The organism is Chryseobacterium sp. MEBOG06, from assembly GCF_021869765.1.
GTDB lineage: Bacteria > Bacteroidota > Bacteroidia > Flavobacteriales > Weeksellaceae > Chryseobacterium.
In genome coordinates, this window is sequence record NZ_CP084580.1 from 1,668,033 (window position 1) to 1,689,608 (window position 21,576).

A 21,576-nucleotide genomic window follows, 5' to 3' on the forward strand; every position below is an offset into this window, starting at 1 on the left:
GTGAATGGCGTGCCGGATTCCCGGATTACAGACAGTGGAAATCAGTTCAAATCGTGTTGATTAGGAGTTTACTCTCAATCCCTGGATTATTGTGGGCTTTTTTTATTTATATGAAGACAATTAAAACTCAATATATATTATGACAACAGCCATTATAGTCGGCGTTATTTGCTTAGTTATTGGGGTAGTAATAGGGATGTTTTTCTCTAGAAGCTCTCTGAATACTAAGGCAAAATTTATCATAGATGATGCAAAGAAAAATGCCGAAAACCTTATAGAAAAAGCTAACGTACAAGCCGAATCCATAAAGAAAGAAAAGAACCTTCAGGCAAAAGAAAAATTTCTGGAGCTAAAATCACAGCATGATGCTGACATTCAGTCCCGTGAAAAGAAAATACAGGAATCTGAAAAGAGAATGCAGGAGGTTGAAAAAAGAACCAAGGACAAAGAGCATAAGCTGAATGACGAACTTAGCAAAGTAGGAAAACTTGAAAAAGATTTGGATAAGCAGATTGCTGATTATTCCAAGAAAAATGAGATTTTAGAGAAAAAGCAGCATGAATTAGACACTGCTAACGCTAAAAAAGTTGAAATTCTTGAAAAAATCTCTAACTACACAGCAGATGAAGCAAAAGCAGAATTGGTAGAAACCATGAGAGCTGAAGCTAAAACAAGAGCTCAGGCACACGTTCAGAGCATCATGGAAGAAGCTCAGATGAATGCGAAGAACGAAGCAAGAAAAATCGTTATTCAAACCATTCAGAGAATCGGAACAGAGCAGGCTATTGAAAATTCAGTATCTGTATTTAACATTGAATCTGATGAAGTAAAAGGTAGAATTATCGGTAGAGAGGGTAGAAATATCCGTGCTTTAGAAGCGATCACAGGAGTGGAAATTATCGTTGATGATACTCCGGAGGCGATTCTTCTTTCGTGCTTTGACCCGGTAAGAAGAGAAATTGCAAGACTGTCCCTTCACAGATTGGTTACTGACGGTAGAATTCACCCGGCAAGAATCGAAGAAGTGGTAGAAAAAACAAGAAAACAAATAGAAGAGGAGATTATTGAAGTAGGGAAGAGAACGATCATTGATTTAGGAATCCACGGATTGCACCCTGAATTGATCAAAATCGTTGGTAGAATGAAGTACCGTTCTTCTTATGGACAGAACTTACTACAGCACTCAAGAGAAGTAGCTAATATTGCTGCAACAATGGCTGCTGAATTAGGATTGAACGTAAAGTTAGCTAAAAGAGCAGGTCTATTACACGATATTGGTAAAGTTCCTGAGCAGGAATCTGAATTACCACATGCGTTATTAGGAATGCAATGGGCTGAGAAATATGGTGAAAATCCAGAAGTCGTTAATGCTATTGGAGCTCACCACGACGAAATTGAAATGAAGTCGTTATTATCTCCGATCATTCAGGTGGCCGATGCTATCTCAGGAGCAAGACCGGGAGCAAGAAGACAGGTGCTGGAATCTTATATTCAGAGACTGAAAGACCTTGAATCTGCTGCGCTAAGCTTCGAAGGAGTATCAAGTGCTTATGCAATCCAGGCTGGTAGAGAACTGAGAGTAATGGTAGAAAGTGGAAAAGTAAATGATGAAGTCGCTTCTCAATTATCTTACGATATTTCTGAAAAGATCCAGAACGAACTGACTTATCCGGGACAGGTAAAAGTAACAGTAATCAGAGAAACGAGAGCTGTCAATATTGCAAGATAATAATCAAATTAAGATATTTTATAAAAACCTTTCAAGAAATTGAAAGGTTTTTTATTTTTATCAAAACTTAAAAATGCAAGAACTGTCACTGTCTTCAAAACTGAAGTACATTTTTTCTATCCCCGTTGTTATTTCTGCCCTGGGCTATTTTGTAGATATATATGATCTTCTTTTATTTGGGATTGTAAGAATTCCAAGTTTAAAAGCATTAGGGCTTAATCCTGATGCGGATGGGACCTTTATTCTGAACTGTCAGATGGTAGGGCTTCTCATTGGAGGAGTCTTCTGGGGGATCTTCGGAGATAAAAAAGGAAGACTTTCCGTACTTTTTGGTTCTATCCTCGTATATTCTTTAGCGAATATAGCCTGTGGCTTTCTGCCTTATTTTCCAAAAGAGCATTTGGTGTACCAGTATGCAGGCTTAAGATTTATAGCGGGCATAGGGCTTGCCGGGGAGCTTGGAGCGGGAATTACACTGGTTTCTGAAAGCCTGCCGAAGAATTTAAGAGCGATCGGAACCTCGGTGGTGGCTGGTTTTGGATTAATGGGAGCCGTAGTAGCCCAGCTCACAGTAGAACTGGCCGGAGGATGGAACATCTCTTATGTCATTGGCGGAATCATGGGAATTCTGCTGCTGTTACTCAGAATAAGTGTATCAGAATCCGGAATTTATAAAAATATTGAACATAAAAGCGTTTCCAAAGGGAACTTTCTGTCTTTTTTTACCAATAAGAACAGATTGATAAGATATTTAAAATGTATTGCAGTGGGATTACCCACCTGGTATTGTATAGGGATTCTGGCCGTTTTAGCCAATCAATTTGCCCCTGAACTTGGAATAAAGGATGTCAACCCCGGAAAAGCAATTATGTGGGCTTACGTGGGGATATCTGCCGGCGATTTGGCGAGTGGTTTTATTTCCCATATTTTAAAGTCCCGCAAAATGGCCATATTTTACATGCTGAGCTTTACTTTGATCGGCGTGGCTGTTATGCTCTTTGGGAACACCAATACAGAAACAAAATATTATATGTTTTGCGTATGGCTTGGCCTTGGGACAGGGTATTGGGCGATGTTTGTAACGCTGGCGGCAGAACAGTTCGGAACCAATATCAGAAATACAGCAACTACCACAGTCCCGAATATGGTAAGAGGATTGGTTCCTGTGATGATTCTGGCATTTGACACCCTAAAAGGAAATTTTTCCGTGGTAGAAAGCGCTGCGATTATTGGAGTAGTGGTATTCGGACTTGCTTTTTATTCTTCGCTTACCATTTCGGAGACTCATAATAAGGATCTTGAATTTACAGAATAATTTAATTTGTTTAATAATTTTGAACGGATTATCCTAGTTGTTTTATAGATTAATACGATTAAAATCAATATATTATTTAAATTTATATTAAATTATGTTGCGGGTGATTAATATTTGTTTAACTTTGGAAGGTAAGTAAAACTATACTGTTTAATCAAAAACTAATTCACATGAACATTATGAAAAATGCTAAAAAGCTAGCAAAGCAAGATCTGAAAAATATTACAGGAGGGATAAGCGGAACTCCGGATTTATCTCTTTGCGGGTGCAACTGTGCAGGATCTGTAGAAGGTCCTAAATATTGCGCGCAATATATCGCTTGTCCGCAAGTTTATACTTGTGGCGAGTATTAAGAAATTATTTCTACATGAAATAAACATTTCCACATTTAATATGCAGAACCCTTTTGACCTTCAAAAGGGTTCTGCTGTTTTTAATGGATAATATAAAGCAGACTGCCAACGCTTATCGTAACCCAAAGAATTACAGCGGTTAGTAGAGGCTTTAAACCTATGGTTTTCAATGTCTGAACAGAAAGGGTAGAGCCAATGAAAAACAAGGTCAGATTTAATCCGGATTTTGCCAAAACAGTTATAGAAGCACTGAAACGGTCAAGAAACGGGAAATAGGTATTAAGGAGAATTGCCAGAATAAAATAACCGATAAACCATGGGATTTTTATTTTTGAATCTTTACTTTTAAAAACAAACATGGTGATCAGTGAAATAGGAATGATCCATAAAGCACGGGCGAGTTTAACGGTTGTTGCTATTTTCAATGCTTCATCTCCATATTTACCGGCAGCACCTACTACAGAGCTTGTATCATGAATTCCCACGGCACACCACAAGCCAAACTGTTCCTGTGAAAGATTCAGAAGATGACCCATAGCGGGGTAAACAAACAGGGCAATAGAATTTAACGTGAAAACAATAGCCAGGGCAAGGGAAATCTGTTTAGTACTGGGTTTAATAATGGGAGATACAGCAGCAATAGCACTTCCGCCACAAATAGCAGTCCCTGCAGAAAGAAGATAAGATAAAGGTCTATCGAGTTTAAAGACCTTTCCTAATACATATCCCAGACCCATTACAACGGCAATACTTACAACAGTTAACATCAATCCTGTTTTTCCGGCATGCAGAGCTTCATCCAGCTTCAGTCCGAATCCCAGACCTACAATCGAGATCTGCAATAGCAAATGAATGTAATGATGAAGGTTTTTTTCAAATGGATTTCCGATAAAAATGGCCAGTCCAAAGCCCAAAGCAAGAGCTATAGGTGATGATATAAAGGGAGTAAGACACAAAACAGCCAATACAATAAAAAATACTTTCCGTGTCATTTCATTTTGAATGAAATCTTTCATAATGCGAACTTTTAAAATCTGCATCAAAATTGCGGAATATAGTATTACAAAGTAAATTGTATTTTGTTATGTTGGATAACTAGAGGTTATAATTGTTGGGTGCCAGATAATAGATAATTGTATTAATACATTCTATTAACTATTCAGCAAACCTTAGAAAAATTTCTATCAGGTCAGATTGTCCTCCTTTTGGGAGGATAAAATGAAAATCTCTTTCAATATTAAAGTTTTTGATATCAACAATAGTCAGGGTTTTGTTTTTCAGCTCATTAAGAATTGTGCTGATGGAAAGAAATGCCATCGCATCAGAATGCAGAAGATAGTTTTTGATACTTTCGCTGCTTCCCAGCTGGATAAGAGTATTCAATTCATGGATATTGATTCCTTTCTCCTTTAAGCGGTTGTGGATGAACTCCAATGTTCCGGAACCCTGCTCGCGGAAGATCAGATCAATATCATAGAGATCTTTAAGATTTAAAGTTTTATTGGCCAGCACATGATCAGATTTTGCAGCCAGAACAATTTCATCAGCTTTAAAAGTTTTATAATCAAAATAAGAAGATTGGGATTCTCCTTCAATAATTCCCAAATCAATCTTTCCCTCCTTTAAAAGAGTCGAAATAGCTTCCGTATTTCCTGTAAGAAGCTCAATTTTAATATCCTTATAATAGACATTGAACTTGGCTAAGATTTCAGGTAAAATATATTGGGCAACGGTAGTACTTGCTCCGATAATAAGTTTCCCTTTATGCTGTTGATTGAGCTGACTGATTTCAAATTCAAGGTCACGATAGATATTTCTTATCTTTTCAGCATATTCATAGAGTATTTTTCCGCCTTGGGTAAGCTGAATGGAAGTTCCTTTACGGTCAAACAATTTGGAACCTAACTGAGTTTCTATTTCTTTGATATGCTTTGTGACAGCAGGCTGGGAAATATGAAGCTCTTCTGAGGCCTTCGTAAAACTGAGTCTTGAAGCTACCGTATGGAAAACTTTTAATCTGTAATCAAACATGGCGTAAAATTACGAATTATAGTTGTGATGAGTAATAGTGGGAAATTGAAAATTAAAAGTTAAGAATTTTCAGGTAATATTTAAGAGCAGGAACAGAGACTGTCAAAAGAAGAGTAGATAGAATTTAAGCTTTGGAGACTAAGTTTGATAATACAGATGAAAACTATCTTAATCAGATTATTCATAACACATGCAATATAAAGTCCTGTTGAATCTGCATATTTATAATATTTTCAACTTACAAAAAGTCCGAAACAGATTTATCCTGTTGGCTTTCATATCTTCTGTTTTTAGCTTCTCCCACTTTCTGTCTGGTATAAATGCTGTTGTGTCCTGAAAGAAGATAAGATACTACGCACGCAATAGCTACATACACACCACATTCAGCTCCGAATAATTCTATTCCCATCAGCATACAGGCCAGCGGAGTATTCGTAGCTCCTGCAAATACAGCTACAAATCCCATTCCTGCTAATAATGCGAAGGGTAAAGGAATAAACACGGATAATGCGCTCCCTAATGTTGCACCGATAAAAAATAACGGAGTTACTTCACCTCCTTTGAATCCTGCAGATAAAGTGATGATGGTAAAGATCATTTTTAAAGCAAAATCATACAAGGGAAGCTGCTTTTCAAAAGACTCCAGAATAATGGGAACTCCCAAGCCGATATACCGGGTTGTTCCCATGGCAAAAACGGATAAAGCAATAATAATTCCACCTGCTGCTGGGCGAAATGGAGGATATTTGATATTAGTTTTAAATACAGAACCTGCCCAATGGATGATCTTACTAAAAGCAGCAGCACAAATTCCAAAAGTAATTCCGGCTAAAATACTGTATAAAATGGGCAAAAATTCCAGTTTTGGAATAAAATCAATATGATAATGAGTATGCTTTACATTCCATAAGGTTGTTGTCCAGTCCGCTAAAATAGCAGAAACAAAAGCCGGAAATATAGCATTATATCGGATTTTTCCGATGAGAAAGACTTCAAGCCCGAAAACAGCTCCGGCAAGGGGAGTTCCGAAAACAGAACCAAATCCGGCAGCAATGGCAGAGATAATCAGTATTTTTCTTTCACTGGTATCAAGTTTAAAAGGTTTTGTAAGCTGATCAGCAATAGCTCCCGCCATCTGAAGAGCTGTTCCTTCACGGCCTGCAGATCCGCCAAACAAATGGGTAACAAGGGTTCCGAGGTAAACAAAAGGAGCCATTTTGAAGGGAATAATTGCCTGAGGATTATGAATAGTATCAATAAGAAGATTATTTCCTGCTTCAACATCTTTTCCCCAGTAATAATAGAGAAGCCCGATAAGAAATCCTGCCACAGGAAGAAACGCAATCAGCCAGAGGTGGCTTTCTCTGAAATCAGTAGCCCATTCCAACGACTGAAGAAATCCCGCAGATGCTGTCCCCGTTAAGGCTCCGATAATAATGCTGATCACCAGCCACTTTAAAATATAGGGGAGGGCCGGAAATTTTCTGAAGAAAAAATGAGTGTGAAAAATCGCTTTTTTACCAATTGTTCGTTGATTTTTTGACATAATAAACCTGATTAGTTATTGTTAATAATCTCTCAATCAGGCGTCATCAGCTTTTGAAAAGCGGTTGGGTAAGGAAGAACACCATTTCCTTTTGATAGCACAAATATAAAAAGAAGAATCTGTTTTTTCAAAAAAATATTACTTTGGATCATGAACATCCGTTTTTTAATCAATAAAAACATACATTTTGTTCATAATCAATACTTTTCTCTCAGCTCCTATAAGAAAGGTTTCATTTCATTTTCAATCTGCGTTCTCAGTTCCATCAGGCGCTTGGCATATATTTCAAGCTGTTTTTCTTCCTCTGTTTCTGGAGTCCACTTAGGAACCGGAAGTTTTTTACCATTTTCATCTACCGCTACAAAGACTATGATACAATGTGTCTTTTTATCAAAAGTAGGCTGTTTTAAGTTTCTTGAAAAAACATTGATCGCAATATGCATACTTGAAGTTCCGGTGTAGATCACCTGTGCATCTACTTTTACCACTTCTCCTATTTTGATAGGGTCATAAAAACGGATTCCTCCTACATATACCGTTACAGAATAATTTCCGCTCCAGGTGGTAGCACAGGCATATCCCGCCTGGTCAATCCATTTCATAACACTTCCTCCATGTACATTCCCTCCATAATTAACATCTGAAGGCTCTGAAATAAACTGAAAAGTAATAGGCTTGTTCTGCATCTTTATAAAATTTGAATAAAGTTATTTAATAATTTCCAAAGTCATAGATTAAATCCTACTTTTGGAGGACGAAACTTTCAATGAGAGAGAGTTTTAACAAATAACAGATTTACAAATAATGAAGAAAGTATTTTATCTCAACTCTTGTGATACGTGTCGAAAAATTTTAGCCAAGTTTAATCTTAGAGATTGGGAACTTCGTGAAATTAAGAAAGAGCCTGTCACAAAAGAAGAATTAGCGGAAATGTATGAAAAAACGAAATCATATGAGGCACTATTCAGTAAAAAGTCTACTCAGATTAAATTGAGAGAACTGGATATTAAATCTTTGACGGAAAAGGATTTTAAAGAATTACTGCTGGATCACTATACTTTTTTGAAGCGTCCTGTTTTCGTTACTGATAAAGAAATTTTTGTAGGAAATGATAAAAAGAATGTGGAAGCTCTGCAAGATTTTTTCAGGGAAAATGATGCTAAATAATGAGAATATTAAATGTTCTTTTCTTTTTCCTGATTTCTTTTTATGGATTTGGACAGCAAAAAACAGATACAGTCAAGAAAGAAGAGGTTTTTTCACGGTTGGTATCTATTGATATCTCAAAAATAAAGACGCCCTGTGATTGTTCTGATGCAATGGAACGTATTGCAGACTGTTTAGTGAAAATAACAGATCCCTTTTCTTCTAAACAGGAGATGGAGAATGACAGGCAGGTGAAGAATTTTATTGATCTGAGCAATGTGAAAACTGCACAGGTTGCCAGTCAATGTGAAAAGAAACTGGGCTTCAGAGATTCTGATATCTTTGAATGTAAAAGTTTTAAACAGCTAAAAGAAAAGTCGGCAATTCTCAATAGAAAATTCAGAAAATAAAAAAACCGCAGAGCAATCTGCGGTTTTTTCTGTAAATATCTTTTTCTAATTATACAAAAGGAGCTTTCACCACTTTTGCAGGGATATTTTTGTTTCTTACCTGAATGAAGATTTCAGAACCTATTTTAAAATGAGGTTTGTCTACATACGCAAGACCCAATCCTATTTTTTTCATTGGAGACTGTGTTCCCGAAGTTACCTTTCCGATTACCTTTCCTTCAGCATCTACTACAGGGTAATCATGTCTTGGAACCCCTTTGTCTGTAAGTTCGAAAGCAACCAGTTTTCTGGTAATACCTTCTTCTTTCTGCTTGGCAAAAGTTTCTTTAGACACGAAATCTTTATCAAATTTAGTGATCCATCCTAAACCAGCTTCAATAGGAGACGTTGTATCGTCGATATCATTTCCGTAAAGACAGAACCCTTTTTCTAATCTTAAAGTATCTCTCGCTGCCAATCCGCAAGGTATAATTCCCTCTTCTTTTCCAGCATCAATGATAGCATCCCAAAGCTTCTCAGCAGAGTCGTTATTAAAATAAATCTCGAAACCACCACTTCCGGTATAACCGGTGTTTGAAATAATAATATCATGTACTCCAGCCACAGAACCAACAGTGAAGTTGTAGTAAGGTATTTCTGAAAGGTTAACATCCGTCAGTTTTTGAAGAATTTCCGTAGCCTTAGGCCCCTGAACTGCCAATAATGACATCTCATCAGAAGCATTGGTCATTTTAGCCCCGAAAGTATTATATTTTGAGATATGGTTCCAGTCTTTTTCTATGTTTGAAGCATTTACAACCACGAAATATTTATCATCTTCCATTTTGTAAACGATAAGGTCATCTACAATCCCTCCATCTTCATTTGGAAGACAAGAATATTGAGCTTTTCCGTTTTCCAGAACGTCTACATTATTTGTAGTTACAAATTGTAGCAGGTCTTTTGAACCCGGACCTTCGATAATAAACTGTCCCATATGGGAAACATCAAATAATCCCGCTTTTTCTCTTACTGCAAAATGCTCTTCCGTTACTCCGGAATATTGTACAGGCATTTCAAAACCTGCGAAAGGTACGATCTTAGCTCCCAAAGAAACATGTTTGTCGTACAAGGCTGTTTTCTTCATATTTAATTTTTATTTCTTTATTTTAAAACTGTTGAAAGTCTCATTGAATAAGGTCATATAGTTTCCGTTCCAGAATTTCTGGCCACAGTTGATGGAAACTAAAAATAAGTTTTTGTCTTTTTGAAAAGCTTTGGTCACCCAGAATAGTTTCTCTTTCTGATCAAAATGCTCATAGAAATATTCAGTGTATCCTTTTTGGCTCTTTTTTTCTTTTACTTTATTCTCGGCATCTTCAGATTGATAAAGTGCCAGGATGAATTTTTTTACCTCTTCCTTTGGCAGCGGAAGATCATGGTATTCCGAAATCGTAATTGCCCCGATCTGGCTGGTAGGGAAGATATTAATAATCTCACTGTCATTAGTGGACTTCCATCCATCAGGTACATTGATTGAGTAGTTGGAACTCTCATAGACCGTCGCTTTTTGGGCAAAAAACAGACTTCCTGATAAGAAAGCAGCAAAAAGCAGTATTTTCTTCATGATTAAAAGTGGTGTTTATATTCTTCAAGAATGATTTTAAACCATTCTGTAAAGTTTTCGGGATGCTCCTTAATCTCTTTGTCCAGGTTTTCAAAAGAGATAAATCTTACCCCTTCCACCTCTTCTCTATTGAGATCAAAATCGGATTCATGATTTCCCACAAAGACATGATCAAGCTCGTGCTCCCAAAGGCCGCCTCCTACATCTGCTTTATAAATGAAATTGAATTTTTCTGAAAGTTCCGCTTCTATTCCCAGTTCTTCCTTCAGTCTGCGTGTAGCCCCCTCCAGATAAGTTTCGCTCTCTCTTGGGTGCGAACAGACAGCATTGGTCCATTGGTTAGGAGAATGGTATTTTCCGGAAGCTCTTTTCTGAAGAAGCATTTCACCTTTGCTATTGAATAAGAATACAGAAAAAGCACGATGTAATAAGCCGTTGATGTGAGCTTGCTGTTTTTCCATCAGCCCCAAAACTTTATCATCAGGATTTACTAAAACTACAAATTCTTCCATTCCTACAAATGTAAGAGTAATAAATGTATTTTGGAAATTTTTAGATAAACATCATGTTTTTTGTGACTATCTAAAGACAGGGAATCGATTAAAAGGAAAATTTGATATTTCCATGATTTTAATTTCAATATTCTTTGCTATCATGTTTAAACGAAAATTTTTAATCATATCTATGAAAAAGAATGATAAAATATTAATATTATTTATTAAATAGTAATTTTTATAGTAAAATATTAACATAAACCAAGTTTAACAAGGCTGTTAAGGCTAAAAACGCTAACTTTGTTTCTTAATGTTTAATGATGGAATTAGAATACAAAGAACATATCAGTCCTATCCTTAAGGATGGAATCAAAAATTACTTAATCGACATAGACGGAACCATCACAGAAGATGTTCCCAATGAAGAACCCGAAAGAATGGTTACCTGCGAACCTTACCCGGACGCACTGGAAACAGTCAACAAATGGTATGATGAAGGGCACCAGATCTGCTTCTTTACCTCAAGAACCGAAAATTTGAAACAAATCACAATAGACTGGTTGGATAAGCACGGCTTTAAATACCACAGTGTGCTTTGCGGTAAACCAAGAGGAGGCAATTACCACTGGATAGACAATCACCTGGTAAGAGCTACAAGATATAAAGGCAGATTTACAGATTTGGTGGAAAAACAAGTGACTATCGAGGTATTCAAAGAAGACGGAGAATAAAAAAAATATAAATCAAAGATTTAAAGATTAAACAACCTGAAACGTTTTTAATTTTTAAATCTTTTCATTTTTTAATATACTTGTATTTATGAAAGTTTTAGCAAACGACGGCTTGGATCAATCAGGGATTGATGCATTAAAAGAAAAAGGCTTTGAAGTCATTACAGCAAAAGTTCCGCAGGAGTTTTTGGTAGATTATATTAATGAGCATAAGATCCAGACTTTACTGGTAAGGAGTGCTACACAGGTAAGAAAAGATATTATTGATGGATGTCCTTCTATTGATATTATCGGAAGAGGCGGTGTAGGAATGGATAATATTGATGTGGACTACGCAAGAGAAAAAGGAATTCATGTGATCAATACTCCTTCAGCTTCCTCAGAATCGGTTGCTGAACTTGTTTTTGCTCATTTATTTTCAGGAGCGAGATTCCTTCAGGATTCCAACAGAAAGATGCCATTGGTAGGAGATACAGAATTTGCCGGACTTAAAAAAGCATATGCTGCCGGTATTGAATTAAGAGGAAAGACCATAGGAATCGTAGGGATGGGAAGAATCGGGCAGGAGGTTGCCAGAATTGCTTTAGGACTTGGGATGAGAGTGGTTGCTGCTGATAATAATGTGGGAAGAGCCAGTATCAAAGTGAAATTCTACAACAATCAGTTTATCAATGTAGACATAGAAACGGAGTCATTACAGGAAGTTTTAAAACATTCAGACTTTATTACCCTGCATGTTCCGGCTCAGAAGGATGGATATATGATTGGTAAAAATGAGTTTGATATGATGAAGGACGGGGTGGCTGTTGTCAATTGTTCCAGAGGAGGAGTAATTGATGAAGCAGCTTTAGTTGAAGCATTGAATTCCGGTAAAGTAAGATTTGCAGGACTGGATGTTTTCATTAATGAGCCTACACCATCCAAAGAGATTCTAAATCATACTAAAATATCGTTGACTCCTCATACCGGAGCTTCTACTCTTGAAGCACAGGATAGAATTGGACTTTCCCTTGCAGAACAGATATCAAGCATTTTACAGATCCATTAATCGGATCGGAATAAGATAAAAAAGCACCTCGGCCGAGGTGCTTTTTATTTTTAAACTGCCAGGCAGATTATATATTGCTTCTGCTTTTTAATAAATCTCTGATTTCTGTCAATAATTTTTGGTCATCTGTAGGACCTGCTGGAGCTGGAGCGTCTTTTTTGTTTACCCTATTGGCAATCTTGATGATCCAGAAAAGAACCATAGCAATACAAAGGAAACTGATCACAGCAGAAAGGAAATTCCCGTAAGCAACCCCATTCCAGGAAAGCTTAGCGATATTTTCTGCACCAGCAGCTTTCAGTGCCGGATTTAGAAGCAACGGAGTAATTACATCCTCAACTAAAGAAGAAACAATTTTACCAAATGCTGCCCCAATGATCACACCGACAGCAAGATCGAGAACATTGCCCTTAAAAGCAAACTCTTTAAATTCTTTAACAAATCCCATAATTTATATTTTTTTAATTAGTATATACACAAAAATATAATTAAAAAATGTAAAAAACGGTACTTTTTGTAGTTTTTTATTCCCGGAATGTAGAATTTTATTCCGAATTCATAGTCCCATTTTTAATGGAAACCTGAAATTTAAATTGATCCCTTATCTCATCAGTAATAAGCCCGTAATTTTATTGTCAGTGTACCATAGTAATGGAAAATCTTTTGTAATTTGCTTAAAACTTGATTGAATCTTATGAAAATCTTCAACGCCGAGCAAATACGCAGTTGGGATAGGTTTACCATTTCTCACGAACCTGTCTCTTCCATCCAATTGATGGAAAGAGCTTCACTGGCTGTTGCCAGTTGGATCTCTGAATATTGTAAAAATCATAAAAAGATAGCTGTTTTTTGCGGAAACGGAAATAATGGCGGAGATGGATTAGCCATTGCAAGAATGCTTTATCAAAAAGGTTTTGATGTGGATATTTTTGTAAATGGCCCCAAAGGTAAATTTTCGGAAGATGCTTTGGTTAATTTGAAAAGACTTAGGGATATAACAGGAATTTCTGTCAGAAAGCTTAATCAGATAGAGCAATACAATTTTGATGATAAAACAATTATTATTGATGCCCTTTTTGGAACAGGACTGAACAGAGCTTTGGAAGGGGAATATAAAATACTTGTTGACCAGTTAAATACAAAAGGAAGTCTTAAAATATCAATTGATATTCCTTCAGGATTACCGGCTGACGGAATGCTTGAGAATGACAAACTTCCCCTGAAGGCAGATTATACCCTGAGTTTTCAATCCTGGAAACGGAGTTTCCTGCATCCTGAAACTGGAAAGTATACCGGAAAAGTAGTTATTCTTGATATTGATTTAAGTAAAGAATATTCAGAAAAGACAAAAAGTGAGTATTTTGTGACAGATGATTCCGTTATCGATTTTATTTTTAAACCAAGACAGGATTTTTCCCATAAAGGAAACTATGGTAAAGCTGTCATTGCTGCCGGAAGTTACGGAAAGATGGGAGCCGCAGTATTGGCTACAAAATCGGCCTTAAAAACCGGTGCAGGGCTCACTTTTACACTTGGCCCGAAGTGCGGCTATGAAATACTACAGACTGCATGTCCTGAAGCGATGTTTATAGAAGGAGGCAGTCTGTTTGTGACCAATTTTGAAGGAGAAAAGGACCTGACTTACGGAATCGGCCCCGGCTTGGGAACTCATCCGGATACAGAAAATGGTCTTTTGAAATTCCTGAAAACCCATACTCATCCTTTAGTTTTGGATGCTGATGCATTAAATATCATTTCAAAAGCTCCGGAAAACCTGAAACTGATTCCTGAACGATCAATTATAACTCCTCATCCAAAAGAATTTGAAAGACTTTTTGGAACTTCAGACGATTCTTTTAAGAGATTGGAACTGGCTAAAGAAAAATCAAAAGAACTGAATATCTATATTATATTGAAAGATCACCATACACAAACCATTACTCCACAAGGAAGTGTTTTCTACAATATTACCGGGAATGCCGGGCTTGCCAAAGGAGGAAGCGGAGATGTTCTCACGGGAATTCTGACCTCGCTTTTATCACAGGGGTATTCTGAAGAACAGGTATGTGTGTTGGGAGTCTGGCTTCATGGAAAAGCAGCTGACCTAGCTGCAGAAAAGCATTCAAAAGAATCCATGCTGCCAACAGATGTTGTGAATGAATTGGGAAGTGTGTTCAGGCTTTTAGAAAATAAACTGTAACATTTTTTATAGTTTTATAGCTAAAGGATATAAAAGCTTAAAATATAGAAAATGAGTACAATCATTAAAAAGTAGCAGAGAATAATGGTGACAGGGATTTTACTGAAGGTACTTCCCTTGGTTAAAAAAACGGGATAGAAGTTTCTAACCTCTTCAGTGGTCTTTGATGATATTGAAGAAGTCAATTCTCATAGTAAAAAATAAAAAAAGCTTTTCAGATTCTGAAAAGCTTTTTTAAATTCCGATTATTCCGGTTTCCCGTTTTCTTCCTCAGTGATTTTAAACTTCCTGGAAACAATCATAATAATTACTCCCGCAATCATAAATGGAATAGAAAGTACCTGTCCGGTATTTAAGTTTCCTATTTGGATAAACTCATCGCCTTGTGGCTCCTTCAGGAATTCAACAAAGAATCTGATGGCCCAAAGAATGATAAAGAACAGTCCAAATAACCATCCCTGCTGATATTTTTTATTCGTTTTTCTATAAAGAATCCATAATAGAATGAAAAGGGTAACATATCCTATAGCCTCAAATAACTGGCTTGGGTAACGAGGTACAGTAAGGCCGTATTCACTGCTCTGCTGTGGGAAAAGTAAAGCAAACGGAGAATTTGGATCCGCAGGTTTTCCTACAATCTCAGAATTGAAAAAATTTCCCATTCTTACAAATGCACCTCCTAAAGCAACTACAATACCCAATCTGTCATACACCCAGAAAGGATTTTTTTTGATAATTTTAAATGAATAATAAAGAGTAGTAAAGATCAGTGCAATAGTAGCTCCATGGCTTGCCAGCCCTGAAAACCCTGTGAACTTTAAACCATTTTTTGTGCTGATCGGCAAAAATACACTCCAGAAATCTTCTTTAAATAGTTCCGGCTGGTAAAAAATGACGTGACCTAATCTCGCTCCCAGGATGGTTCCTATTAAGGTCCATGTGAAAAGAGGTTCCAGGTATTTTTGATTAACATTATCGATCTTAAAGATTCTGGTCATTAAAATATATCCGAAACCAAATGCAAACACAAACATCAGACTGTAAAAGTGCAGTGTAAAAGCTCCCAGCTGGATACCTTTTGAAGGGTCCCATATTTTAAAAGGAGTTTTAAGCTCTACTTTATCAGAACTGCTGATAGGCTTTGCTGATTTTACAGCATATTTGAAAGTGGTAATATTGTCTTTATTAATTGAAGAGTTAATCAATTTAAAGTTTTTATCAAAAAACTGGTATTTATAATCCTTGTATCTTGCCAGTGCTGATGCACCATAGTTATAGTAAGCAGGCTCAAAATTGGACTCATTAAGGATCACCACAACATTATTACTGATTTCCCTGTCCGGAAAAGCACTAAGATCTCCGAGTTCTGTGGTAGAATAGATTTTTACAGGGACATTGTTCCCGTTGATGTCTAAAGTTCCATCAGATAAACCTCCAGGGTATTCCTGTGCAAAAAGGCATTGAGTAATCAACGCGAAAAGTACAAGGTAAATTCTGAAAAAAATAGTATTCATTTTTCTATTGATTTAATAGTTTGATTTTTTTAATTTTTATGTTTTGGAGGAACAGGGTCGTAGCCGCTTCCGCCCCATGGGTGGCATCTTAAAATCCTTTTGAATCCCATCCAGAAGCCTTTGAATAATCCATGAACCTTAAGTGACTCCAGCATGTAATGTGAGCAGGTAGGATTATAACGGCAATTTTTGGGAAGTAGGGGCGAGATAAACCACTGGTAAAATTTTATCAAAATTACCAAAGGAAATGTAATGATTTTATTGAATGTAAGTTTCAAATCAATGCAAAAATAGGGTAAAAAAATGAAAATTAGTTTAATTTTGTTAGAAGTTTCAGAGATAAGAAATCTGAAATATTGATCTTAAAAAATAGAATTACTTTGAATCAAAATATTCCATTAGCTGAAAAATTAAGACCTAAAGCTCTTGCTGAAGTATTGGGGCAGGAGCACCTTACCGGTGAGAAAGGGACAGTCAGAAAAATGATTGAAAATGACACCCTGAATTCGCTGATCTTCTGGGGACCACCGGGGACAGGAAAAACCACTCTGGCAGAAATTATCTCTGAGCAATCCGGTAGAAAGTTCTATAAACTTTCCGCAGTTTCTTCAGGAGTAAAAGACGTACGTGATGTAATTGATGATGCCAGGAAACAGAATTTGTTTTCAGGAAAGCCTCCTATCTTGTTCATTGATGAGATTCACCGTTTCAATAAATCCCAGCAGGATTCGCTGCTGCATGCTGTAGAAAAAGGCTGGATCGTTTTAATTGGGGCTACCACAGAAAATCCAAGTTTTGAAGTGGTTTCAGCACTGCTTTCCCGAAGCCAGGTTTACATTTTAAAAGCACTAAGCTACGAAAAGCTTGAAGAACTTGTTGATATAGCCTCTGAAAGATATAACAAAGATGAAGGGACAGAATTTCAAATTCTTGAAAAAGAAGCTTTGATACAATATTCCGGAGGAGACGCCAGAAAATTGATTAATTCTGTAGAATTGGTTTTGAATCAATATAAAAATTCTAATGTCACAGAGATTATCAATACGGATGTTCTGGAGGTTCTTCAGGAGACGATGGCTCTTTATGATAAAAACGGAGAGCAGCATTATGATATTATCTCGGCTTTTATTAAATCCATGCGTGGTGGTGACCCGAATGGAGCTGTTTACTGGCTGGCAAGGATGATTGCCGGAGGAGAAGATATTAAATTCATTGCAAGGAGAATGCTTATTCTTGCTGCTGAAGATATTGGACTGGCCAATCCGAATGCATTGGTTATTGCCAACAATTGTTTTCAGGCAGTAAACGTTATTGGAAACCCGGAGGCACGGATTATTTTAAGCGAAACGGCGGTTTACCTGGCTGTATCTCCTAAAAGTAACTCTGCTTATATGGCGATCAATGAAGCATTGGCATTGGTAAAGCAAACCGGAAATTTACCAGTTCCGCTTCATTTAAGGAATGCCCCTACAAAGCTGATGAAAGACCTTGATTATGGCAAAGAATATAAATATGCCCATTCTTATGAAGGTAATTTTGTAGAACAGGATTTTCTTCCCGAAGAGATAAAAAACGTAAAATTGTATGAGCCGGGTAATAACTCTACAGAAAAGAAAATCTATGAAGAGCTAAAGAAAAAGTGGAGCAAAAAATATTAAAAAAATAAGGATACTGTGAAAGCAGTATCCTTTGATATAATGTATTATAGTGATCCGAAATTATCCCGCAGTATTAATGAATAATGTTTTCTTACCATTGTGATCCTTTTGTTCTGCTTTTTTCAGAATCTGTGGATATACTAGAGTCTTTGTATCATTAAACTCAACTCCATCAATAAAAACAGGAGTGTCCTGTGCAATGCCATACTGAATATTGATATCAGCCAGAGACATGATGTCAAATATGTTTTTTCCGTCTTTAAATTTATACTCAGTCACTCCTTTTGTAAATAACTTGCTGTATTTCTTCAGGCTTTGAGGAAGACTTGCAGGAGTCGTATATACCTTCGAAACCTGTACAAGGTTTTTTTTCGCATTGAACATATCAACGGTTCCGATAACATTATCAGCTACAGCAAACTTAGTAGCAGTCTTTTGCTGTGCAAATAAAGTTGCAGAAGATAATATTAAAAAAGAATAGAGCAATTTTTTCATGGTCAGCATATTATAAATATTAAAAACGTGATAAATATAGTTATTTTTTATAAAATGTGAATGGAATATCATTTAGTTTAGAATTTTATTTAAAGATATCATTATATAATATCGATTATAAGTCTTTGTTTTCCTCTGTTTTATCCTTTTTGTCAACCATATTTTTGATGATATTTTTAAGACGCTGAAATGTGAAAGAACTCAATAACAAAATAATGCCAAGAGCTATAAATGCACTTATTCTGGAGATATTGTCCATTTGCCATACATCATAACCATAAAGTTTTAAAACCATAAGTCCTACCAGCGCAAAGCCTATTTTATTATATTCCCGAATGCTCTTTTTTAAGCCGGTATAAATAAAAATGCTGGCCATGATTGTCCATATTACGGGCAGGTAAAGAATATTAAAATGTTTTTTTAGTTCATAGGAATGAGGGATATCTGGAGAAGCAATTAAAACATATGAATGATGAAGCTCACAGCTTATGGAAACAATAAGGGCTAAAGAAAGAATCCAGTAAGAGATTTTATTCTTATGAAATTCCGAAGAAGGGATTATTCTCAAACCTGTATATATAAATGGGATCCACTGAAGAAGATGTAACAGATAAAAACCGGATTGTAGTTTTTTAGATAAGATAGCTGCAACCACTGATGAAGTGGAAACAGATATATTCAATAGTATCAGGAAAAGAAACAGGTAGATTAAAATAGCCTGAATATCATTTTTGATGTTAAGCTGCCTTCTGAAAAATAAGAGCGCAAAAATATAATAAATAGTGAATAAGAGTCCTGTGTTGATAACCGCCACCCAGGATATCTCCAGCATATGATAGATGATTTCAAACAGAAGGGAAGCATAGATTACTGCATAGCTGGTTCCCGTAATAAGGTCTTCAAAAAAAGGATTTACTTTACTCTGTGTGTCTTTTTTGGTGGTTTTTAGTAAATATAAATTAATAACTATAGAAATGATTGTAAATAAACTTGTGATGAATATTGGATTAAAGATAATATGGTAGTCGTGTCTATTAAAGTATTCAGCCCAGGTAACAGTTTGGGCAATCATTACCAATGGGAAAAGAATATAAAAAAAGGTCTTGAAAATCTGATGCCCGGTCTTTTTCCAGATGAAAAGAAGCAGGGTAGTTTCTATGGCCCATATGCTGGTCAAAAAATGGGTTTTGAACTGAATCGCTATTGCGGTTGTAATAAGGCTGATTGTAATACCCGTAAATACAGTATATGAAATTCCGAATTTTTTTAGACCATATTCTCTAAAAAGAAAAAAGGAGTTGATTATTGCAAAAATAAGAGGGAAAATAATAGATGGTTCGTATTTTAATTCGTCAAAAATATAAATAGGACCTATAATGCCTGAGAAATTAACGAACGTAACCATTAAAATATCAGAGATTGAAAGATGGCCTTTCCTGAAATAATCCTGCAGAGCGAAAATATAAAAGATCACATAGCTGATCATATAAAAAGTGATATTTAAAAACTCTGGGTTTTCATGGGTCCAGTAAAAAAGATAAGCTGTTGTAAAAAGATAAGCTGTCCATCCCACACTTTTCCAGTGCTGAAGAAAATTGGCTGTAAGCATTCCTATATTTAAAAGGCTGAGGTAAATAAACAGGAAAAGGTAATTACTTTGTCCTGTGCTGATCATCAAAGGAGCAGAAAAACCTCCTATTAATGAAAAAATAATCAGGACTTCACTTTTATAATAATAGGACAGTACAATAGAGACCGCTGTAATCAGACATGTAATGATAAAAGCAGTATTTTGGGAAAAGAGATGATATTCCCTGAAAGCGATGGTTGCTGTAAAATATAAAACAGCAATTCCCCCGCCAGTTATGATGGAGGCAAATGTTGTATAGTTTTTTCTGAGAAAATGTCCGGTAAGTATAATTCCTGCTCCGATACCAAGGCCAATTCCTGCTCTTGCCGTTTCTCCTATCCAGTTTTTGTCAATGGCATATTTTACAAAATAGCCAATTCCTAAAACCAGTGTGAAAATACCAATGATGGTAAGCGCATTTTGTTTTAGAAAATCAGATAAGGGACCGAGCCAGTCTTTTTGAACTTTTACAGAAGATTCTTCATTGGGTGTCGTTATTTCTTCTATACTTGCTTCGCGAGACTGTATGGGTTTAGGTATAATGATTTTTTCAGCCTGAATGTTTTCGCTGGAAATTGGGGAGGGAAGGGAAGTAGCATTCATTTTGGAATTGAGGTCAGTTACTTTTTTTTCAAGTTTTCTGATCTTGGAGTTCAGGTTGTTGAAAATAATAATAATGACTACAATTACGATGACACTAAGAAGTTCATTCATTCGATAGTTTTTATCAAATATAAAGAAATGTGTTTGAAAATTCTGTTAAAAAATTAACCCATCACTACAAAGCGATGGGTTAACGGTATAGATAACTAACAATATGTTTTACTAGTTGGATACTTTATAAATATAAAATGAAGAAATACTGTTGGTTAATAGACCTGCTGTTATTGCAGAAGATCCGGTAAGGCCGAATGTGATTTTATCTCCTGCCTGTAATGAATATATGCCATTAATGGTGGTGTCGGAAATCGTAAGGTCCAGTAATACGAGATTAGCTCCACTAAATGGGCGGCTGTCTATAACAGTAGCTACTGAACTTCTGGTTCTTAAAATCCCTACACCAGGGCTGTTAGCAAGTACTGAAGCTTGTAATCCTGTTCCCAAACGAAAAGAAAAAGTGATTGCATAAACGCCGGTAGTTGGAATAGTATATGTGTTATCTGTATCACTGAACAAAGCTGCTGTGCCTATTGTTCTCTCTGCCTGCAAGAAGTTAACCGATCTGAATCCTGAAGGAAATAGGCCAAGAGACAAAAGGCTCAGAGTGGCAGTTTTTTTTGCAGAGTAAATACTTGAATTAACATTGGAAGCTGCAATTAGCAACTGTGGGTCCAGTGTGTAGACTTCTGTAGTGGCTGCATCTTGAGCTAAAATCTGGTACCCGGTAACAGTAGCAGCAGGTGGTGTAACCCTAACTCTTAATGTTCCATTAACATCCAGAGTGGCTGTAGGCGCATCAGTATTAATACCAACTTGTGAAAATAACGGTAATGTTGCACACGCTAAAATTAGGCTGTAAATTTTACTTTTCATGATCAAGATTTTTAATTAGTTGTTAACAAATATACAATAAAAATTATACACGTTGTTGTGAAATTTTCATTTTTAATATTAATATGATGTAATATATTTAAACATATGTTTATATTTTAATATATAATATCATGTAA

At 36.2% G+C, this 21,576-nt stretch carries 22 protein-coding genes and 1 riboswitch; of the genes, 9 read left to right on the plus strand and 13 right to left on the minus strand.

What is annotated here, in order from left to right; genetic code table 11:
* The first annotated feature begins 139 nt into the window (after window positions 1-139).
* From rny to LF887_RS07740, 3 genes are all read left to right on the plus strand, one after another.
* The gene (rny, locus tag LF887_RS07730; protein WP_236858452.1) at window positions 140-1,729 is read left to right on the plus strand and encodes a ribonuclease Y; all 1,590 of its coding nucleotides are present in this window, start codon (window positions 140-142) and stop codon (window positions 1,727-1,729) included.
* A gap of 73 nt (window positions 1,730-1,802) precedes the next feature.
* Window positions 1,803-3,044, plus strand: a complete 1,242-nt coding sequence (locus tag LF887_RS07735) for an MFS transporter (protein WP_236858453.1) — start codon at window positions 1,803-1,805, stop codon at window positions 3,042-3,044.
* Between the two features lie 170 nt (window positions 3,045-3,214).
* A complete protein-coding gene (locus tag LF887_RS07740) occupies window positions 3,215-3,397 on the plus strand; it encodes a bacteriocin-like protein (protein WP_236858454.1) in 183 nt (60 codons plus the stop codon).
* 80 nt (window positions 3,398-3,477) lie between these two features.
* Here the strand turns inward: LF887_RS07740 and LF887_RS07745 are convergent, their stop codons facing one another.
* From LF887_RS07745 to LF887_RS07760, 4 genes are all read right to left on the minus strand, one after another.
* Entirely contained in the window at window positions 3,478-4,413 is a 936-nt protein-coding gene (locus LF887_RS07745) for a YeiH family protein (protein ID WP_236858455.1), read from the minus strand.
* Between the two features lie 139 nt (window positions 4,414-4,552).
* Window positions 4,553-5,428, minus strand: a complete 876-nt coding sequence (locus LF887_RS07750) for a LysR substrate-binding domain-containing protein (RefSeq protein ID WP_236858456.1) — start codon at window positions 5,426-5,428, stop codon at window positions 4,553-4,555.
* A 238-nt stretch (window positions 5,429-5,666) separates the two neighbouring features.
* Window positions 5,667-6,974 carry a voltage-gated chloride channel family protein gene (locus tag LF887_RS07755; protein ID WP_236858457.1) on the minus strand — a complete coding sequence of 436 codons (1,308 nt, stop codon included), beginning with the start codon at window positions 6,972-6,974 and terminating at the stop codon, window positions 5,667-5,669.
* Window positions 6,975-7,004: 30 nt separating this feature from the next.
* A riboswitch (Fluoride riboswitch) is annotated at window positions 7,005-7,072 on the minus strand.
* Between the two features lie 120 nt (window positions 7,073-7,192).
* On the minus strand, window positions 7,193-7,660 hold the full coding sequence (locus tag LF887_RS07760) for an acyl-CoA thioesterase (RefSeq protein ID WP_236858458.1): 468 nt from the start codon (window positions 7,658-7,660) through the stop codon (window positions 7,193-7,195).
* 118 nt (window positions 7,661-7,778) lie between these two features.
* On the opposite strand from LF887_RS07760, the gene LF887_RS07765 reads away from it, so the two are divergent.
* Together LF887_RS07765 and LF887_RS07770 are read left to right on the plus strand one after the other, a co-directional pair.
* Window positions 7,779-8,141 (plus strand): arsenate reductase family protein, encoded by a 363-nt coding sequence (locus tag LF887_RS07765; protein ID WP_236858459.1) that lies wholly within the window; start codon window positions 7,779-7,781, stop codon window positions 8,139-8,141.
* On the plus strand, window positions 8,141-8,530 hold the full coding sequence (locus LF887_RS07770) for a hypothetical protein (protein ID WP_236858460.1): 390 nt from the start codon (window positions 8,141-8,143) through the stop codon (window positions 8,528-8,530). The genes LF887_RS07765 and LF887_RS07770 overlap by 1 nt, the downstream gene beginning before the upstream one ends.
* 49 nt (window positions 8,531-8,579) lie before the next feature.
* Here the strand turns inward: LF887_RS07770 and gcvT are convergent, their stop codons facing one another.
* From gcvT to idi, 3 genes are read right to left on the minus strand one after another with little or no spacing between them, the layout of a single operon-like run.
* The gene (gene gcvT, locus LF887_RS07775; RefSeq protein ID WP_236858461.1) at window positions 8,580-9,656 is read right to left on the minus strand and encodes a glycine cleavage system aminomethyltransferase GcvT; all 1,077 of its coding nucleotides are present in this window, start codon (window positions 9,654-9,656) and stop codon (window positions 8,580-8,582) included.
* A gap of 9 nt (window positions 9,657-9,665) precedes the next feature.
* Window positions 9,666-10,136: a hypothetical protein gene (locus LF887_RS07780; protein WP_236858462.1), complete on the minus strand. Its 471-nt coding sequence runs from the start codon at window positions 10,134-10,136 to the stop codon at window positions 9,666-9,668.
* Window positions 10,137-10,138: 2 nt separating this feature from the next.
* Complete coding sequence (gene idi, locus LF887_RS07785; protein ID WP_236858463.1) at window positions 10,139-10,648, minus strand: isopentenyl-diphosphate Delta-isomerase; 510 nt, start codon at window positions 10,646-10,648, stop codon at window positions 10,139-10,141.
* 302 nt (window positions 10,649-10,950) lie between these two features.
* Between idi and LF887_RS07790 the strand changes: the two genes are divergently transcribed.
* Window positions 10,951-11,361, plus strand: coding sequence for a phosphoheptose isomerase (locus LF887_RS07790; RefSeq protein ID WP_236859485.1), 411 nt, complete (start codon window positions 10,951-10,953; stop codon window positions 11,359-11,361).
* Window positions 11,362-11,449: 88 nt separating this feature from the next.
* Entirely contained in the window at window positions 11,450-12,409 is a 960-nt protein-coding gene (locus LF887_RS07795; RefSeq protein ID WP_236858464.1) for a D-2-hydroxyacid dehydrogenase, read from the plus strand.
* A 67-nt stretch (window positions 12,410-12,476) separates the two neighbouring features.
* Here the strand turns inward: LF887_RS07795 and mscL are convergent, their stop codons facing one another.
* Window positions 12,477-12,857 carry a large conductance mechanosensitive channel protein MscL gene (gene mscL, locus LF887_RS07800; RefSeq protein ID WP_236858465.1) on the minus strand — a complete coding sequence of 127 codons (381 nt, stop codon included), beginning with the start codon at window positions 12,855-12,857 and terminating at the stop codon, window positions 12,477-12,479.
* Window positions 12,858-13,103: 246 nt separating this feature from the next.
* Between mscL and LF887_RS07805 the strand changes: the two genes are divergently transcribed.
* Window positions 13,104-14,609 (plus strand): NAD(P)H-hydrate dehydratase, encoded by a 1,506-nt coding sequence (locus LF887_RS07805; RefSeq protein ID WP_236858466.1) that lies wholly within the window; start codon window positions 13,104-13,106, stop codon window positions 14,607-14,609.
* 245 nt (window positions 14,610-14,854) lie between these two features.
* Here the strand turns inward: LF887_RS07805 and lgt are convergent, their stop codons facing one another.
* Together lgt and yidD are read right to left on the minus strand one after the other, a co-directional pair.
* Window positions 14,855-15,703 carry a prolipoprotein diacylglyceryl transferase gene (gene lgt / locus LF887_RS07810; protein ID WP_262912549.1) on the minus strand — a complete coding sequence of 283 codons (849 nt, stop codon included), beginning with the start codon at window positions 15,701-15,703 and terminating at the stop codon, window positions 14,855-14,857.
* A gap of 449 nt (window positions 15,704-16,152) precedes the next feature.
* The gene (gene yidD, locus LF887_RS07815; protein ID WP_236858467.1) at window positions 16,153-16,401 is read right to left on the minus strand and encodes a membrane protein insertion efficiency factor YidD; all 249 of its coding nucleotides are present in this window, start codon (window positions 16,399-16,401) and stop codon (window positions 16,153-16,155) included.
* A 102-nt stretch (window positions 16,402-16,503) separates the two neighbouring features.
* Between yidD and LF887_RS07820 the strand changes: the two genes are divergently transcribed.
* Window positions 16,504-17,781, plus strand: a complete 1,278-nt coding sequence (locus LF887_RS07820; RefSeq protein ID WP_236858468.1) for a replication-associated recombination protein A — start codon at window positions 16,504-16,506, stop codon at window positions 17,779-17,781.
* Window positions 17,782-17,841: 60 nt separating this feature from the next.
* Here the strand turns inward: LF887_RS07820 and LF887_RS07825 are convergent, their stop codons facing one another.
* The 3 genes from LF887_RS07825 to LF887_RS07835 form a co-directional block, all read right to left on the minus strand.
* Window positions 17,842-18,276, minus strand: coding sequence for a hypothetical protein (locus tag LF887_RS07825; RefSeq protein ID WP_236858469.1), 435 nt, complete (start codon window positions 18,274-18,276; stop codon window positions 17,842-17,844).
* A 115-nt stretch (window positions 18,277-18,391) separates the two neighbouring features.
* Window positions 18,392-20,620, minus strand: coding sequence for a DUF2339 domain-containing protein (locus tag LF887_RS07830; protein WP_236858470.1), 2,229 nt, complete (start codon window positions 20,618-20,620; stop codon window positions 18,392-18,394).
* A gap of 111 nt (window positions 20,621-20,731) precedes the next feature.
* Window positions 20,732-21,439, minus strand: a complete 708-nt coding sequence (locus LF887_RS07835) for a hypothetical protein (RefSeq protein WP_236858471.1) — start codon at window positions 21,437-21,439, stop codon at window positions 20,732-20,734.
* Between the last annotated feature and the right edge of the window lie 137 nt (window positions 21,440-21,576).

What these genes read in the sequence shown, in the direction of transcription:
- LF887_RS07790 (WP_236859485.1), top strand. Translation starts at nt 10,951, where the DNA reads ATGGAATTAGAATACAAAGAACATATCAGTCCTATCCTTAAGGATGGA.
- LF887_RS07825 (WP_236858469.1), bottom strand. Translation starts at nt 18,276, where the DNA reads ATGAAAAAATTGCTCTATTCTTTTTTAATATTATCTTCTGCAACTTTA.
- LF887_RS07745 (WP_236858455.1), bottom strand. Translation starts at nt 4,413, where the DNA reads ATGAAAGATTTCATTCAAAATGAAATGACACGGAAAGTATTTTTTATT.
- LF887_RS07780 (WP_236858462.1), bottom strand. Translation starts at nt 10,136, where the DNA reads ATGAAGAAAATACTGCTTTTTGCTGCTTTCTTATCAGGAAGTCTGTTT.
- mscL (WP_236858465.1), bottom strand. Translation starts at nt 12,857, where the DNA reads ATGGGATTTGTTAAAGAATTTAAAGAGTTTGCTTTTAAGGGCAATGTT.
- idi (WP_236858463.1), bottom strand. Translation starts at nt 10,648, where the DNA reads ATGGAAGAATTTGTAGTTTTAGTAAATCCTGATGATAAAGTTTTGGGG.
- LF887_RS07740 (WP_236858454.1), top strand. Translation starts at nt 3,215, where the DNA reads ATGAACATTATGAAAAATGCTAAAAAGCTAGCAAAGCAAGATCTGAAA.
- gcvT (WP_236858461.1), bottom strand. Translation starts at nt 9,656, where the DNA reads ATGAAGAAAACAGCCTTGTACGACAAACATGTTTCTTTGGGAGCTAAG.
- LF887_RS07805 (WP_236858466.1), top strand. Translation starts at nt 13,104, where the DNA reads ATGAAAATCTTCAACGCCGAGCAAATACGCAGTTGGGATAGGTTTACC.
- LF887_RS07830 (WP_236858470.1), bottom strand. Translation starts at nt 20,620, where the DNA reads ATGAATGAACTTCTTAGTGTCATCGTAATTGTAGTCATTATTATTATT.
- LF887_RS07770 (WP_236858460.1), top strand. Translation starts at nt 8,141, where the DNA reads ATGAGAATATTAAATGTTCTTTTCTTTTTCCTGATTTCTTTTTATGGA.
- LF887_RS07835 (WP_236858471.1), bottom strand. Translation starts at nt 21,439, where the DNA reads ATGAAAAGTAAAATTTACAGCCTAATTTTAGCGTGTGCAACATTACCG.
- LF887_RS07750 (WP_236858456.1), bottom strand. Translation starts at nt 5,428, where the DNA reads ATGTTTGATTACAGATTAAAAGTTTTCCATACGGTAGCTTCAAGACTC.
- rny (WP_236858452.1), top strand. Translation starts at nt 140, where the DNA reads ATGACAACAGCCATTATAGTCGGCGTTATTTGCTTAGTTATTGGGGTA.
- LF887_RS07795 (WP_236858464.1), top strand. Translation starts at nt 11,450, where the DNA reads ATGAAAGTTTTAGCAAACGACGGCTTGGATCAATCAGGGATTGATGCA.
- LF887_RS07760 (WP_236858458.1), bottom strand. Translation starts at nt 7,660, where the DNA reads ATGCAGAACAAGCCTATTACTTTTCAGTTTATTTCAGAGCCTTCAGAT.
- LF887_RS07765 (WP_236858459.1), top strand. Translation starts at nt 7,779, where the DNA reads ATGAAGAAAGTATTTTATCTCAACTCTTGTGATACGTGTCGAAAAATT.
- LF887_RS07735 (WP_236858453.1), top strand. Translation starts at nt 1,803, where the DNA reads ATGCAAGAACTGTCACTGTCTTCAAAACTGAAGTACATTTTTTCTATC.
- LF887_RS07755 (WP_236858457.1), bottom strand. Translation starts at nt 6,974, where the DNA reads ATGTCAAAAAATCAACGAACAATTGGTAAAAAAGCGATTTTTCACACT.